We start from the raw sequence: 15,797 nt of genomic DNA on the forward strand, positions 1-15,797 counted from the left end.
CGGCATGCGGGTGGCTGGCGGAAAGGGTATTCTTGGGCCGCATGGCACGGCTGTTATGGCGGCATGCTCGCCATGATCCGCGCCCGTGCAGGCGAAACGGGGGTGCAGCCACAGGTTGCGCCACGTTCCGGCCTCATGCGGCATTGACGACATCGGATATGATCCTTGATGAAGGCATAAGCATTACTCAATCCGTCCCCGCGTCCGATCGGAGCCTGACATGACCGTGCCTCTCGCCAATACATCGCTTTTTCGCAAGGATGCGTTCATCCATGGCGAATGGACGCCTGCTGCAAATGGCGCGCGCCGGGCCGTGCACAACCCGGCCACCGGCGCGGAAGTGGCGGAAGTGGCGGAATGCGGGGCGGCTGATGTGGCGCGCGCCATTGAGGCGGCCGTGGCGGCGCAGGCACAGTGGCGCAACCGCACCGGCGCCCAGCGGCAGGTGATCCTGGCGCGCTGGCATGATCTGGTCATGGATAACCTTGATGACCTCGCCACGCTGATCGTGACCGAGCAGGGCAAGCCCCGCGCGGAAGCGGCAGGCGAGATCCGTTACGCCGCAAGCTTCCTGCTATGGTTTGCAGCCGAGGCCATGCGCGGCTACGGCGATGTGATCCCCCCCACCAACCCCGCCACCCGGCTGAGCGTGATCCGCCAGCCCGTGGGGGTGTGTGCCGCCATCACGCCGTGGAATTTTCCTGCCGCCATGATCACCCGCAAGGCCGCCCCCGCTCTTGCGGCGGGTTGCGCCATGATCATCAAGCCATCGGAACTGACCCCGCTCACCGCGCTTGCGCTGGCCGAACTTGCCCATCAGGCAGGCGTGCCCGCGGGGCTGGTGCAGGTGCTGCCCGGCGATGGCGTGCGGCTGGGCAAGGCGCTGTGCGCAAGCCCCGCCATCCGCAAGCTGTCCTTTACCGGCTCGACGCAGGTGGGGCGCATTCTCATGGCGCAGTCGGCCCCCACGCTCAAGCGCCTGTCGCTTGAACTGGGCGGCAATGCGCCCTTCATCGTGTTCGAGGATGCCCATATCGAACAGGCCATCAAAAGCGCCATTGCCGCCAAGTTCCGCAACGCTGGCCAGACCTGCGTGTGTGCCAACCGCTTTCTGGTCCATGACAGCATCTATGATGATTTCGCCACCCGCTTCGCCCGCGTGGTGGAAAAGCTGCATGTGGGGCCGGGCAACGCGCCCAATTCCGCCATCGGCCCGCTGATCAGTGCTGGCGCGCGCGACAAGGTGGAAACCCTCGTGCGTGATGCCGTGACCAGGGGCGCGGGCGTGTTGTGTGGCGGCACGCGCGACAGGGCGGGCGCGCTGTTCTATCGCCCCACCGTGCTGCGCGATGTCACACCCGCCATGCGCATTGCCCATGAGGAAACCTTCGGCCCCGTGGCCCCGCTCATGCGCTTTGGCACCGAGGCGGAAGCCGTCGCCATGGCCAATGACACGGAATATGGCCTTGCCGCCTATTTCTTCACCCGCGACCACGCCCGCGCCTGCCGCGTGGCCGAAGCGCTGGAATACGGCATGGTGGGCCATAATACCGGCCTGATCTCCAACGAGGTCGCCCCGTTTGGCGGCATCAAGCAGTCGGGCATGGGGCGCGAGGGGTCGCGTTATGGCATGGATGAATACATGGAGATGAAATACGTCTGCACCGATATCACCGACCCTGGTGCCTGATTACATTTACATCCGCTTTCAATGGAGTACGATGGTGGCATGAACGAATTCCGCTTTCTTCATGCCGCCGACCTGCATCTCGACAGCCCGCTACGCGGCCTGGGTGCGCGGTCGGATGACTATGCCCGCCTGATTGCCGATGCCTCGCGCCGGGCCTTTACGGACATGATCGACCTTGCCATCAGCAGTAAATGCCGCTTCGTGGTACTGGCGGGAGATGTGTTTGATGGTGACCTGCGTGATGCGCAGTGCGGGCTGTTTTTTGTCAACGGCATGGCGCGGCTGAAGCAGGCGGGCATCCGCGTGTTCATGATCCTGGGCAACCATGATGCCGAGAACCGCTTTGTCCGCCACCTGCACGTCACCAACAACGTGCACCTGTTCGATACCCGCAAGGCCGAAACACAGGTAATGGACGACCTTGGCGTGGCCGTGCATGGCCGTAGTTTCGGTCGCCGCGACGTGACCGACAATATTGCCCGGCACTATCCGCCCCCGGTGCCCGGCCTGTTCAATATCGGCATCCTGCACACCGCCTGCCAGGGGCGCGAGGGGCATGAGCCTTACGCGCCCTGCACGGTCGAACAACTGGTCAATCATGGCTACCAGTACTGGGCGCTGGGCCATGTGCACACCCGCGAGATCCTGCATCGCGACCCCTATGTGGTCTATGCGGGCAACCTGCAGGGCCGCCACGCGCGTGAGACGGGGCCGAAGGGGGCCTCGCTGGTGAGCGTGCGCGCGGGTGCTGTGGTGGATGTGGCCCATCAGGTGCTTGACGTGGTGCGCTGGGCCAGCGTGCGGGTTGACCTGTCCACCGCCACCACGCGGGGGGCGATGAGTGGCCTGATCCGCCATGCGGTCGAGGGCGTGGTGCGCGAGGCGGATGGCCGCCCCATCGCCCTGCGGCTGGAACTGGCGGGGGCAACCGGGCTGCATGCCGAACTGATCCGCAATGCCCGTGACCTGACGCTTGAAGTCGAGACCGTTCTGGCCAGCATCTCCGATGAGATCTGGCTCGAACGCCTCAAGGTCCACACCCACGCGCCCACCCGCGCGCCCGTGCTCGATACTTCAACCGGCGGGCGCATTGCCGCCGATATCCGCGCCAGCGCAACACCGGAGGCCCTGCGTGCGGAACTCGATGCCATCCTCACCGCCGTGATCGACCGCATGCCCGCCCATACCCGCACCGAGGCCCTGCGCGCGGGGCTTGCAGCCGACATACCCGCCCGCGCGGTGGACCTTGCCCTGTCATTGGTGGAAAACCCAGAAGAAAGCCGCGATGCACATTCGTAACCTGCGCATCATCCGCTATGGCGCCATTGCGGAGATGGAACTGGATTTTGGCGCGACCCCCGGCCTGCATGTCATTCATGGCCCGAACGAGGCGGGCAAGAGCACCACGCTCTCCGCCATGACCGATTTTCTGTTCGGCATTCCCAACCAGTCCGATGCGGGCGCGGTGTTCGGTAATGACCAGATCCGGCTTGAGGCCAGCCTCGTGCTGGCCAATGGCACCACGCTCGACCTGCGCCGCCGCAAGGGCCGCACCCGCACGCTGGCCAGCCTTGATGGCCAGCCGGTCAGCGATGACGTGCTGGCCCCGGCCCTTGGCGGCATGACGCGCGAGCGCTTTACCGCCCTGTTCGGCCTCAATGATGAAACCCTGCGCAGCGGGGGGGCGGCCCTGCTCAGGGCCAATGGCGATATCGGGCGGCTGATTGTGGAGGCGGGCGGCGGCCTGCGTGCCCTCATGACACGCCTGGCCGAGATTGATGAACGGCGCGCGGCCCTGTTTGCACCCCGTCGTGCGGCGGAGCGGGCTTTCTACAAGGCCTCCGATGCCTTCCGCGCGGCACAGGACAGCCTGAAGGAAGCTTCGCTGACGCATGAGGCCTATACCAGCCATTGCCAGCAGCGCGACGCGGCCCGCCAGCAACGGGCCGATTTTGACCGTGAACAGGCCGATCTTCGCCGCCTTCATGCACGGCTCGAACAACTGGCAAGGGCCTTGCCCCAGCTTCACGCCCTGACCCGGCTGGAAGCCGAGCGCGCAGGCCTGGCCGACCTCGCTGCATTGCCCACCGGCATGGGGGCGGAGATTACCGCAGCCCTTGAGGCCAGCACTGCCGCCCAGGCCAGCCTTGCCACGGCCCGCGCGCAGGCGCAGCGCCTGCAACACCAGACAGACGTGCCCCCCGCGCAGGCCCGGCTCATGGCACAGGGCGCGCGCGTGGCGCATGTGATCGCGCTGGGGCAGGTGGTCCGTCGCGATCGCGCGGCCCGGCCCGAACGCGACGCCAAACGCCAGCAGATCAACCTCAGCCTGGCCAGCCTGCGCCAGTGGCTTGGCAAGGGGCCGGATGCGGACCTGCGCCAGTTCATGCCCGCGCGCGTGGTGCTTGAAGAAATACGCCAGATGGCCGATGCCCAGATGCAGTGGCGCAACGCGGCCACGGCGCTGGAACAGCGGATCGCCGAGATCGACCTTGCCATTGCCCGCAAGGCGGCCCGCCTCGACACCCTGCGCGCACAGGGACACGACCGGCCCGTAGAGGCGGATGCCGCCATCTTTGCCGCCCTGCCTGCCGAGATCAAACGCCTTGAATTGCGCAGGAGCAGCCTTGCTGCCCTTGAGGAAAGGCTTGATGCGCGGCTTGGGGCGCTCGGTGTGGCCACGGTGGCGACCCTCCAGGCCCTACCGTGCCCTGATGCGCAGGCCCTGCACGCGGCAGGCGAGGGCCAGAAGCGGCTGCACATCCACAACGAGCGCATCACCCAGGCCCTTGCCACCGAGCGCGAACGGCTGGCCAGCCTGCGCCCGGCCCTTGCGCGGCTCGAGCACGCGGGCAACACCATCACGCCCGACATGCTGCACGCCGCCCGCGCGCAGCGCGATAGCGCCTGGCATGAAATCCGTGATGCCTATCTGAGTGCTGATACCACGACGCCACCCACCACGCGCCAGCACAATGCCACGATGCTGGAGCGTGCCATCACGCAGGCGGATAGCCTGTCACGGCAGTTGCTCGCACAGGCTGACCGCCTTGCCCGCATCGAGGCGCTGCGCCACGACATGGCCCAGTGTACCGACAAAATTGCCTGCCATGAGCGTAACCTGACTGATACGGCACAGCAGATTGCCCGGCACTGGCAGGAATTCATCGCGCCGTTTTCCGCCATCATGGCCCATGCGGCCACGCCTGCGGCGCTCGGGGCATTCGTGCAGCAGCGCGGTGAGGTGCTGGCCGAGGCCGAACAGGCCGCCACGGAGCACGCAGCCCTTGAACAAGAGCGCATCAGGCTGGCCGTGCAGCGTGACGGGCTTGCGCATCTGGCCCGCACGCTGGGCGTTGACCCTGACCTGCCGCCCGCCGCCTGCGTGGAGGGCGTGACCCGCGCCCTGCGCCTGCATGCCAGCGCATATGAGGAATATGACCGCCTGCGGCGCGAGCATGATGACCTGCTGCCCCAGCGCGTCCAGCTTGGCCAGCAGGCCAAGGCGCTTGAGGCCGAACGGCAGCACTGGGCCGCCCGCTGGGCACCCGCCATGCAGGCCATTGGCCTGAATGCCGATGCCCTGCCCATGACGGGCCGCAACCTGGCCGATGAATGGGCGGCAGCGCCCGCCACCATTGCCCAACTGGCCGAACTCGATGAAGCCACGGCGCGGGCGGCTGCACATGAAACCGAACTGGCACGCGGGCTGGACGGGCTGCGCCCCGATCTTGCCCTAAGCCTGCCCGCTGACGCGGCACTGGCCGCCGAGGAACTGGAACAGCACTGGCGCGAGGCCGAGAAGGCCCGCCACCAGCGTGAAGCCCTGCAACCCGAACGCGACAAGGCCAACCATATGCTAGCCCAAGGCGAAGCGGGCGTGAAGGCCGCCACCGCCGTGATCGAGGCGCTTCAGGCCCGCACCCATGCGCAGGGCAATGAGGCGTTGCGCCAGCTTGCCATCCGGCTGGAACAGCGCGACAGCGTGGCGGCGGCCCACGCCCAGGCGCTGCATACCCTGTCCTGCATGACCGATGGCCAGTCTCCCGACCAGCTTCATGCAGCCCTTGCAGGACGTGACGGGCCGGAACTTCAGGCGGAAATGGCGGCGATGCAGGCCCGGCAGGAGCAGCTTGCCGCCGCCCGTGACGATGCCGTGCGCACGGAGCAGCATGCCGAAAGCGCCCTTGCCGCCTTTGAGCACAATACCGAGGCCCCGCAGGCCGCCGCCCGGCGCGAAGCGGCCATAACCAGCCTGCACCGCATTGTGGAGGAATATGCCGAACTGACCCTGGCGCGTAACCTGATTGCAGCCGCCATGGACCGGGTGCGCGCGCAGGTGCAGGACCCGCTGGTCAGGCAGGCAGGCCAGTTTATGGCACAGGCGACCGATGGCGGCTTTAGTGGCATACAGACGGAACTTGATGCCAGTAACGAGCCCGTGGTGCGTGGCGTGCGCCCTGATGGCAGTACGGTGGCGGTGAGCGAGATGAGTGCTGGCACGCGCGACCAGCTTTTTCTGGCTTTCCGCCTGGCCAGCGTGGAGACCTATTGCCGCGCCACCGAACCGCTGCCGTTTATTGCCGATGACCTGCTGGTGCAGTTTGATGATGCCCGCAGCCACAGCACGCTGAACGTACTGGCCGAATTTGCCCGCACCACGCAGGTGCTGCTGTTCACCCATCACGACAGCATACGCGACATGGCGCGCGCCCTGCAGGCCGGAGGCGCTGCGATCAACCTGCTTGAACTGCCCGCCCTGGCCAACACGCGGGCCCTTGCGGCACTACAGGACTGATGCCAATCGACGTTTGCCGCGCGCCATGAGCCCTGACCTACAATCAGGACAGTATGGGCACCGGAGGCCTCTTTTTAAACATGCCCCGTGTTTTCCTATCGTGGCGATAGTGCTCTTGGCCGAGCTTTAAGCAGGCACAGGCCCTCGCGCCGCAGGATACGGCCCATCAAGGCGTTCCGTGCGTCGGCGGACTAAAAGCAGGTCAGGGGTTGCGGCTTTTCCACACCATGACCGCCAGTTCCAGTTCCGCGGCGCTTTCGGGCGTTCCGGGAGTTACGTTTTCATTATCCAGATAAGTGTTGAACCCGGAGCAGAAGATGTTTTCCGCATGCGAGCGTGCCACATCCATATCCCCGCCCATTTTCGCGATCTGGGAAAAGAAATTTTCGACATGCTTCTCACCGGCCTCCGCCGCCCTGTCATAGACCGTGGGCGTAGGGCGGGGGCCTTTCCCCTTGGCGATATCATCCACCCATCCACGCAGCAGGTTCAGGCCGGATGATGTTGGGTCTTTGTCTGCGGGAGGGGGCACGTCATGCCTTCCTTTGGGTAAGTATCCAGTAGCGCAGCAGCCGGTCTGCAGGGGCTCAGTTCATATCAAGTATGAAAATAGAGCACATGCCATGAAACGGTATCCAGAAAAAAAGGAACGTGAGACAAGAATCCGATGAGCAAAAGGACGCGGTATGCAGCGACTATGTTACGCACCACGGACAATACCACCGGGCGTACGGTCTTTTCGCGTTTTTTGAATAGTACTGCAGCCCTTTCCACCACGAGCAGGCAGCCCGAAGGGTGCGGTGTCGCTATTTGCGGCCCATCTGCCGGGCAATGGCGCGTTCGGATTGTGCGAACGCCGCCCAGTCCTGCTCATAGCGGTCGGGCTGGGGGGAAGGTGATGAATTACCCGCGTAAGGGGTATCTGGCCCGGTCGTGAGGCTGCGCGAAGGCGGCATGCCTGCATGGGGCAGGGGGGCGAAATGGTTCAGTGAGGGTGCGGCATAGGCTGGCGCCATGGGGGCGGCAGGCAGGGCCACGCTCCCGTTCCAGCCACCGGGCTGGGGCATCTGCGCCCGGGCCACAGGGGCGGGCAGGCAGAGCAGGGCTGTCACGATCAGCCGGAAGGCGCGCATGAGGCGAAAAAGGGGGAAGAAATAAAAACGGCAGGAACCGGAGTTCCTGCCGCGTTTATCAGCCAATCTTGAGATTGACTGCAGAAGACTTGCCGTTACGGCCCCGTTCGAGGTCATACGTCACGGCCTGCCCTTCGGACAGGGTCTGCTGGCCAGCCTGCTCAACGGCAGAGATGTGCACGAAAGCATCGGCGCTTCCGTCATCAGGCTGGATAAATCCAAAGCCCTTCTGGGCGTTGAACCATTTAACTGTTCCTGCGGCCATAATTTGGCCTCCTTAGAATAACCGGCACCCCCACGCGAACATGCATGGGATCGAGACTTTTCGTTTTATCGGGGATGCCATAAGGCCGCTTGGTGTAGCTGCTCTGAAATCTTGTCCGTAGCTGAAAAGTCCAGCCGTGAGGACCTTCCTATAGAGGTTATCCGGAAATAGCACGTAAAATATTCAAAAAATCGGAAATATTTCCGCTACCCCACCGGATAATTGCTCACAGCAGGCACCACTGGCGCATCATGTTATGGTAGATATTGGTCAGTGACAGCACGGCAGGATCGGCATCCCCCAGCCGTTCGCGCAGGGATGTGACCTGCATGTCGAGGTCGAACATGATCTGCCTGCGGCTCTCTTCCGCAATCATCGACTGCGACCAGAAAAATGCCGCCAGCCTGCACCCGCGCGTGACCGGGGTGACACTGTGCAGCACCGTGGTGGGGTAGAGGATCATGTCGCCCGCGGGCAGTTTTATGGCCTGCTCGTTGCCATTGGCGTGAATGGTCAGCTCGCCGCCGTCATACTCATCAGGGTCGGAGAAGAACAGCGTGGAGGACACATCGGTGCGGATGCGCGTGTGGATGCCGCCTGCCAGGATGCCGCGTATGGCGTTATCGACATGCGCGCCAAAGCGCATGCCGCCTTCGTAGCGGTTGAACAGCGGCGGGCTGACCCGGTAGGGCAGCACCGCGCTATTGAACAGGGCATTGCGCCCGAGCGCGCGCAGCACGATCTCACCCAGTTCCCGGCATGCCTCGGAATCGCGGGGCAGTTGCAGGTTGTTCTTTGTCTTCGCCGACTGCACGCCCGCCGTCTCGCGGCCATCGGTCCATTGCGCATCGCGCAGGCGGGCGCGGCAGTGGGCGAGTTCATCGGCGTTGAGCAGGGCGGGAATGTGCAGCAGCATGGGCTAGGGCCTTGGTTGTGGGGGATGGGTCAGTACTGCGCCGAGATGTTGAACAGGAACGACCGCCCGACGGAAGGGGTGACGCGGTTGGAGAACAGGCTGCCATAATTGAGCCGGTTATCAAGGTTATAGGCGTTCATGGCCACTTTCCAGTTGTTGTTGAAGCGGTGGGCGACCATGGCGTCGAACTCCACCGTGGCGGGTGCGCGGGCGGTATTGAGCTGGTCAAGCCACACGCCCTGCCGCCAGGTAATGCCGCCGCCTATGGTCATGTTCCACGGCTTGCGCGGCGCAATCTCGTAGCTGGTCCAGGCGGTGGCCTGGTTATGGGGCACGTACTGGATCTGGCCGCCCTGCTTGGATGAGGTGGAACCCGCCTTGGTAATGGTGGGGTCATACAGCGCGTAGGTGCCATAGAACATCCAGTTGCGCAGCAGCGTGCCCGATACGCTGAGTTCAAGCCCCTGGTTGCGCTCCTGGTCACTCGTGGCGCTGACATCGCCCGTGCTGGGGTCGGTCTGGGTGGAATTGTTCTTCTCGAGCCGGAACAGGGCCGCCGTAAAGCCGATACGGTCATGGAAGGCGCTGTATTTGGCGCCCACCTCATACAGCCTGCTGCGCTCGGGGGCGGCGCTCTGGCTCTTGGAGGTCATCGGCTCGGAACTGTTGGTCACGTAAAGGCTGAGCGGCGTGGTGGATTCCGACCAGTTGAAATACACCATCAGGTTGCTGCGCGGGGTGTACATGATGCTGACCGACGGGTTGATGGTGGTCTCGTTCTGGCCATAGCTCACATCGGGCGTGGCCGTGCTGCCGCCGGTGGCGCTGTAGGTGCTGTTCCAGTGATCCCACCGGAAGCCCGCCTTGACCGACAGGTTTTTCGTCAGCCACACCTGATCGGACAGGAAGAAGCCCACATCAAGCGCTGAACTGTCCTTGTAGCACTTGCGGCCCACGCCGTTGCCGATATTGACCAGCCGGTTGGGGTACTGGTTGCAGTCGCCCAGCGTCAGGCCGGGCACGTAGGGCGAGGGGTCGAGCAGGCTGGTGCTGGGGCGGTTGGAGCCATAGGCGTAGTTCTGGCGGTGGTCGGTCACATACTCGATGTCGAACCCGCCAATGATCTCGTGGCGGATATGCCCGGTCTTGAGATGCGCCACACCCGAGAACACGTCCTGTATCGACCAGTCGCTCTGCCGGTAGGGTTCGGGGCCGCCCACGCCACCGTTACGCGCCACCTGCGCATTGGCCGCGTTGCCGGACAGGTAATCCGACTGGCAGGTGGAGGAGGGGGCCACGCCGTTGATCGTGTTGTTGGTCAGCGTGGCGCCAGAGCTGAAATTGGAGCATGCCTCCTGCGATGCCGAGAAATAGCGGTGGAAGATGCCGCCACGCATGTCGTTATACAGCGTGAGCAGGGGGCTGACCTTGGCGGTCAGGCGGCCGGTTATCATGTCATCGCTGGTATTGTCCTGGTCGTAGGTGGTGCCGTACCAGTTGGTGCGCTTCACGCCCCTTTCGGTTACCGGGTAGCCGATGCCGCCGGTGGGGGTGACAACCGGCACGCCGTAATCGGGGATGCGATTATCGTTCTGGTGGAAGTATTCCAGAACGAACGAGACCTTCTTGCCCAGCCCGAACGCGATGGACGGCGCAATGCCCCAGCGATGGGAATAGATGTAGTCGCGCCCCACCACGTTGTTCTCGTTGCCCATGCCGGTCAGGCGGAAGGCGGTGGTGCTGTTGATCTGGTAGTTCACATCCAGCGTGCCGCGATAATACGACCCGCTGCCACCCGAGAAACTGGCCTGGTAGCTGTTGCCCAGATGCGGCGTCTTGGTCACGATGTTGATGGCGCCACCCGTGGTGCCATTGCCGAACACCTCCGATGACGGACCCTTGATGACCGAGACATGGTCATAATAGAAGCTGTCGCGCGCATAGACGCCAAAATCCCGCAGGCCGTTTTCATAAATGTCGTTCTGGGCTGCGAAACCACGGATCAGGAACTGATCACCCGCCATGCCGCCTTCGCCTTCACCCACCGATGCGGTGATGCCGGGCACGTTCTTCAGCGCCTCATCAAGCGATTTGACGTTCTGCTGCTGCATGAGCACCTGCGGCACCACATTCACGTTCTGGGGCGTGTGCATGGCGTCCTGCGGCATGCGGCTCAGGCCGATGGACTCATGCAGGACGTTCATGGGCGAGGCCGTGACGTGGGTGACGTCAAACCCGTGCTCCGCCTCATGGTTATAGGCATCCTGCTTTTTGGCGTTCTTTGCCGTGGCATCACCCGAAGGCGTGGTGGCCTGCGTATCGGTTGCGGGCACCGTGTCCTGTGCCGCATGCGCGCTGGTGGTGGCGCAGGCAAGGGCCATGGAGGCGGTGAGCAGGGAGAATGGCCTGAGTTTCTGGCGGATGGTCTTTTCGGTCATATTGCAACAGCCTCTTAATTGCAGGAGGTTGCAATATCGATTCTGATAATTAGTCGCAATATACCCGCGTGGGGTTTGTCATGATGTGTCACATAATTGCAACAAATTCACATTCTCATTAACGGTGCATGAAAAACCCCGCGCCGTTCCGGGCGCGGGGCAGGGGCCACATGGCTAGAGGTTGGCGATGACCTTCAGCCCCACGAGGGCCGCGTTGGGGATGTGCCTGGTCTCGCCCGGGCGGATCATGTATTCGAATTCCGGCTGCACCAGTATGCCGGGCATGGCGTCAATGGCGTAATACGCCTCGATGATGTGGGAGTCAGTCTGCGGCGCGCGCACGGAGGCGCCGAGCGAATAACCGGCCTCGTAACGCAAAATCTGCCCTTCCTCCTTGCGGTGGCTGACGTGGTACCATGAATACATGATGCCCAGCCGGTCGGTCACGCGCGAGGGAATGACACCCGCGAAGGACAGGCCGCCATAGGCTTCATCCGAGATGGACGTGACATGCGGCGTGTTGTGAATGTAGCCCGCCATCAGGTAGCCACCTGCCATCTGGTTGCGCCCGCCCCGGCGGTAGACCATCTGGTCGCCTTCAAACCAGAACATGTCCATCGGCGCCGAGCGCTGGTGGCCTGCCGCCGTGCGCAGGGCGGCGGGCAGGCCGATGCCGATCTCGTCAGGGTAGCGCGTGGTGTCATGCGCGTAGCCCAGCACGTAATGCCCCGGCAGGCGGTTACGGGTCAGGAAGGGCTGCCACGTGAACTCGACCGGCAGCATCACGCCCGTTGCCTTCTCGCTGCCCCATGACCAGCCGCTGGGGTTGTCGGTCAGCGCGTTGACGGAATAGGCGCCGAACTGGATGGCCGTGTCACGCGTGGGGCGCAGGCGCAGGCGGCTGCCCCATGTGGCCTTGGGATAGACCGAAAAGCCGGGGTCGAGCTTGAGCGCCACGGGAGCCGAGCAGGTGACCATGAACGAGCACAGCAGTGGCGAGGTGGCAAACACATGGGTCAGCGCCATGCGGCCGAAGCTGATGTCGAGATGGTTGTTGAGCAGCTTCTTTTCGGCATAGAAATCAACCAGATGCGCCACCACGTTGCCCGACAGGCCATACACTTCCTGCAGGTTGACGTAATATTCGCCCACCCGGTCATGGCTCACGGCGCGGCCTGCGCGTTCCATCACCAGCGTATGGACCGACCAGCCCTTGATTCCGGCCATTTTCTCCAGGTCAAAGTTCACCTGCGCGGTCAGCTCATGCACGTAGCTCATGCCACGCTGCACGCCGCCATCAATCACGCCCATCGCCTCGCCCTTGTAGGTAAAGGCAAAGCTTACGCCGTGGTCGCGCAGGCGTTTGCGCAGCGGGTCGAGCAGTGGCACGAGGTGGCCGCTGCCTGCGGTGGGCACGTAGTACGGGTCTTCAAGGTCGCTGTCATGCTGGGCGTCGATCCAGCCGGGCAGCAGGCCGGAGGGGCCTTCGTGGTGGCTCAGCGCATCAAGTTCGATCTGGTGGAAGGCCTTGCTGTCACCGGGGCTGCTGACGGGGGCCACGCTCATGGTGGCCAGGCCCGCGGACGGAAAGGCCGGCACGCCGCTGGGCGGGATGGGCGTGTTGGGCGGCCGGCGGATGGCCTGTGGCTGGGGGCCAAGCCGCTCGGCATCGAGGCGCATGCTGATCTGTTCCTCCTGCGTCATGCCGGTTGACGGCATGGCCGAGACCGCGCCGGGCGCCATGATGGAGGGCACGGGCTTCATGGCGGGGTCAACCGACGCCTGGGCATGGGCGTGCTGGGCCGGAGCCAGCGCGGTGGCGCCTGCGGCCAGCAGCCATCCCCAGCCGGAAGGGAACGGCGCGCGCGCACGCCCATTGGCGTGTGGGGAGATATGTCTTGTCATGTCTGTCGATTTTCTCGCGGCCCGGTCCAGCACGGGACGGGGCGGGGATGCCGGGAATAAAGGAATGCGGGCCTTAGCCGGGCGGCTGGCCTACGAACGTGGCGGGAAAAACGACTGGCGCGCTGTTGCGCGGGCGGGAGTGGATCATGATTTGAGGCACCATTGTTCTTGTTTTTTTAGAAGAGTATCCAGAACAAACCGCTGGTAAGAATAAAAGTTTTCAGCTCCCGTCTTTTTCAAGGCGGTCTTGTGGCAAAGCTTTCGTAAAAAACTTTCTCCCAATCGCCATGCGGCCTGCGGGTGCCTTGTAGGCAGGCTTTTTTCGGATACTCTTCGATCTTCAGGTATGATGGACTAAAATTATAAAATTATCAAACAGAAAATAACTATGTTAATTTTGCGATGCACAAATTGTAATTTTATTTCGTATCTCATTCTGGTTTCCGCTGTTCTCCCATTCATGGTATCGCGCCTGTGGTGCCGTGGGGCAGGCCCGCGAAGAGGAGACAAGGTGTGTCGGCGCTTGTGCTTGTGGTGATGGGTTTCGTGGCCGGGACGCTGCTCGGGGGGTATGGCGCGTGGCGTTATGGCGCGGTGGGGCGGCTTTCGGGCTACCCGGTGCGCCTGCAGGCCGAACCCGCGGGCACGGATGAGGATACGGTGCCGGTCGATGACCTGCCCGTGTCGTTGCTGGTGCTGGCACGGGGCGGGCGGCTGTTGCATGCCGGCGCCCGCGCGCAGGTGGAATTTGCCGAGGGGCTGGGCATGTTCGTGCGCCACCCCGCGCTGCAGCGTGCCGTGGCCGAACTGCGCCCCGGTGGGGTGACGGAAGTGACCATCGAAGCCGACGTGCCGGTGCGCCGCGTGGTGCAGGCCTTTGTCAGGGCCGGGATATGGCACGGACAGCCTGCCTGCGTCGTGGTGCTGCTCGATGCCACGGCGCGTGACGCGCTTGATCGCGCGCGCAGCGACTTCGTGGCCCATGCCAGCCATGAACTGCGCACCCCGCTTGCCGCCCTGATCGGCTTTATCGAGACCCTGCAGGGCCCGGCCGCCAATGATGCCACGGCGCGGCACAAATTCCTTGCCATCATGGCCCGGCAGGCCAGCCGCATGCAGCGCCTGATCGACCGGCTGCTCTACCTGTCGCGCGTGCAGATGCTCGAGCACCAGCGCCCGCAGGGCATGATTGTGGTGAGCGAGCTTTTTGCCCGCTTCAATGATGAGGTACAGGGCAAGCCCGAGGCGGATCGCGCGGCCCTGGTGCTGCATCCCGCCCCCGCAGGCACGTTGCGCGGCGATGCGGACCAGATATTGCAGGTGCTCGTCAACCTGAGCGAGAACGCCCTGCGTTATGGCAGGCCGCAGCCGCCCGTCGAGCCGCGCATCGAAATCGCGGCGCAATGGCAGGATAATGGTGGCCTGCTGCTCTCGGTGCGCGATAACGGGCCGGGCATCGCGCCACAGCACCTGCCGCGCCTGACCGAGCGCTTCTACCGTGTCTCGCCCACGCCGGGGGCGGGTGGCGAGCAGGGCACGGGGCTTGGGCTGGCCATCGTGCGCCATATCGTTGACCGGCATGGCGGCCGGCTCGACATCACCAGCGCGCCGGGGCAGGGCACCTGCTGCACGGTGTGGCTGCCAGGCAGCGCGAATGCCGTGTAATTATCAATCCTGACTATTTTTAAAGCTGCCATTTCCCGCCCGGCTGGCCGGGCCTATGTGCCGAAATAGGCCTGCCGCAGTTCCTTGCGCACGAAATCGAGGAACAGCCGCGTGCGCGAGGGCAGGTGCGTGCGCGAGGGGTAGACCGCGCACAGGGTCACGTCCTCCCACCTGTAGGTGCTGAGGCATTCGATCAGCCGGCCGCATTTGAGGTCATCGGCAATGTCCCACAATACCTTGAGCGCAATGCCGCGCCCGCTCACTGCCCAGTCATGCACCACCTCGCTGCTTGATGTGGCGAGGCGGGGCGTGACATGCACTTCCTTGCGGGCCTTGCCATCAAAATACACCCATTCGTTAAAGATGCGCTGGCGGCGGATCAGGCAGATGCAGTCATGCTTGAGCAGGTCGTGCGGCGTGGCGGGCAGGCCCTTGCGGTCACGGTATTCGGGTGAGGCGCAGACCACGCGGCGGCTGTTGATAAGGCTGGTGGTCATCACCTCCTGATCGGGCGGCATGCCGGGGCGGATGGCGATGTCCAGTCCGTCATCAATCACGTCCAGCCCGGCATCGGACAGGGTAAGCTGCACCGTCACCTCGGGGTACTGCTCCACGAAGGCCGCCACCACGCCTGCCAGCATCTTGCGCCCGATCTCCGATGGCACGCCCACGCGCAGCAGCCCGCGCGGAATGCCCGCGCGTGCGGTCAGTTCGGCTTCCGCCTCTTCCACTTCCTGCATGATGCGTACGGCATGCTCGTGCAGGCGCTGCCCTTCCGCCGTGAGCGCGAAATGGCGCGAGGTGCGCGTGACCAGCCGCGTGCCCAGCCGGGCTTCCATGGTGCTCAGCCTGCGGCTCATGGCAGCGGACGAGAGGCCCATGGCGCGCGCGCACCCCGCAATGCTGCCCGCTGCGGCCAGGATGCAGAAAAATCTCAGGTCACTGATCTCATCGGGCAACTGTCGGCTCCATGATTGCGTTTGGCGT

The 15,797-nt window shown here is 64.1% G+C and carries 11 protein-coding genes; 4 read left to right on the forward strand and 7 right to left on the reverse strand.

Annotated features, from left to right (window positions below; translation table 11 throughout):
* Positions 1 to 220: 220 nt before the first annotated feature.
* Genes QEG70_RS00885 through QEG70_RS00895 form a run of 3 tightly spaced genes read left to right on the forward strand, consistent with a single transcriptional unit; the run spans position 221 to position 6,488 of the window.
* Complete coding sequence (locus QEG70_RS00885; RefSeq protein ID WP_308718905.1) at positions 221 to 1,690, forward strand: NAD-dependent succinate-semialdehyde dehydrogenase; 1,470 nt, start codon at positions 221 to 223, stop codon at positions 1,688 to 1,690.
* A 39-nt stretch (positions 1,691 to 1,729) separates the two neighbouring features.
* A complete protein-coding gene (locus QEG70_RS00890; protein WP_308718906.1) occupies positions 1,730 to 2,989 on the forward strand; it encodes a metallophosphoesterase family protein in 1,260 nt (419 codons plus the stop codon).
* Positions 2,976 to 6,488, forward strand: coding sequence for an ATP-binding protein (locus tag QEG70_RS00895; RefSeq protein WP_308718907.1), 3,513 nt, complete (start codon positions 2,976 to 2,978; stop codon positions 6,486 to 6,488). Before QEG70_RS00890 ends, QEG70_RS00895 begins: the two co-directional genes overlap by 14 nt.
* A 202-nt stretch (positions 6,489 to 6,690) precedes the next feature.
* Here the strand turns inward: QEG70_RS00895 and QEG70_RS00900 are convergent, their stop codons facing one another.
* The 6 genes from QEG70_RS00900 to QEG70_RS00925 form a co-directional block, all read right to left on the reverse strand.
* The gene (locus QEG70_RS00900; protein WP_308718908.1) at positions 6,691 to 7,020 is read right to left on the reverse strand and encodes a hypothetical protein; all 330 of its coding nucleotides are present in this window, start codon (positions 7,018 to 7,020) and stop codon (positions 6,691 to 6,693) included.
* Between the two features lie 274 nt (positions 7,021 to 7,294).
* A complete protein-coding gene (locus QEG70_RS00905) occupies positions 7,295 to 7,600 on the reverse strand; it encodes a hypothetical protein (protein ID WP_308718909.1) in 306 nt (101 codons plus the stop codon).
* Between the two features lie 79 nt (positions 7,601 to 7,679).
* Complete coding sequence (locus QEG70_RS00910; protein WP_061271879.1) at positions 7,680 to 7,886, reverse strand: cold-shock protein; 207 nt, start codon at positions 7,884 to 7,886, stop codon at positions 7,680 to 7,682.
* Between the two features lie 226 nt (positions 7,887 to 8,112).
* Entirely contained in the window at positions 8,113 to 8,802 is a 690-nt protein-coding gene (locus tag QEG70_RS00915) for a Fe2+-dependent dioxygenase (protein WP_308718910.1), read from the reverse strand.
* Between the two features lie 29 nt (positions 8,803 to 8,831).
* Positions 8,832 to 11,240 carry a TonB-dependent receptor gene (locus QEG70_RS00920; RefSeq protein WP_308718911.1) on the reverse strand — a complete coding sequence of 803 codons (2,409 nt, stop codon included), beginning with the start codon at positions 11,238 to 11,240 and terminating at the stop codon, positions 8,832 to 8,834.
* 174 nt (positions 11,241 to 11,414) lie between these two features.
* Complete coding sequence (locus tag QEG70_RS00925; protein WP_308718912.1) at positions 11,415 to 13,145, reverse strand: carbohydrate porin; 1,731 nt, start codon at positions 13,143 to 13,145, stop codon at positions 11,415 to 11,417.
* Between the two features lie 513 nt (positions 13,146 to 13,658).
* Between QEG70_RS00925 and QEG70_RS00930 the strand changes: the two genes are divergently transcribed.
* A complete protein-coding gene (locus QEG70_RS00930; protein WP_308718913.1) occupies positions 13,659 to 14,810 on the forward strand; it encodes a sensor histidine kinase in 1,152 nt (383 codons plus the stop codon).
* 53 nt (positions 14,811 to 14,863) lie between these two features.
* On the opposite strand, the gene QEG70_RS00935 is transcribed toward QEG70_RS00930, so the two are convergent.
* Entirely contained in the window at positions 14,864 to 15,769 is a 906-nt protein-coding gene (locus tag QEG70_RS00935; protein WP_308718914.1) for a LysR family transcriptional regulator, read from the reverse strand.
* Positions 15,770 to 15,797 lie beyond the last annotated feature (28 nt).

This window comes from Komagataeibacter xylinus, from assembly GCF_031081985.1.
GTDB classification, from domain to species: domain Bacteria; phylum Pseudomonadota; class Alphaproteobacteria; order Acetobacterales; family Acetobacteraceae; genus Komagataeibacter; species Komagataeibacter xylinus_E.

What these genes read in the sequence shown, in the direction of transcription:
- QEG70_RS00885 (WP_308718905.1), top strand. Translation starts at nt 221, where the DNA reads ATGACCGTGCCTCTCGCCAATACATCGCTTTTTCGCAAGGATGCGTTC.
- QEG70_RS00890 (WP_308718906.1), top strand. Translation starts at nt 1,730, where the DNA reads ATGAACGAATTCCGCTTTCTTCATGCCGCCGACCTGCATCTCGACAGC.
- QEG70_RS00895 (WP_308718907.1), top strand. Translation starts at nt 2,976, where the DNA reads ATGCACATTCGTAACCTGCGCATCATCCGCTATGGCGCCATTGCGGAG.
- QEG70_RS00910 (WP_061271879.1), bottom strand. Translation starts at nt 7,886, where the DNA reads ATGGCCGCAGGAACAGTTAAATGGTTCAACGCCCAGAAGGGCTTTGGA.
- QEG70_RS00915 (WP_308718910.1), bottom strand. Translation starts at nt 8,802, where the DNA reads ATGCTGCTGCACATTCCCGCCCTGCTCAACGCCGATGAACTCGCCCAC.
- QEG70_RS00920 (WP_308718911.1), bottom strand. Translation starts at nt 11,240, where the DNA reads ATGACCGAAAAGACCATCCGCCAGAAACTCAGGCCATTCTCCCTGCTC.
- QEG70_RS00925 (WP_308718912.1), bottom strand. Translation starts at nt 13,145, where the DNA reads ATGACAAGACATATCTCCCCACACGCCAATGGGCGTGCGCGCGCGCCG.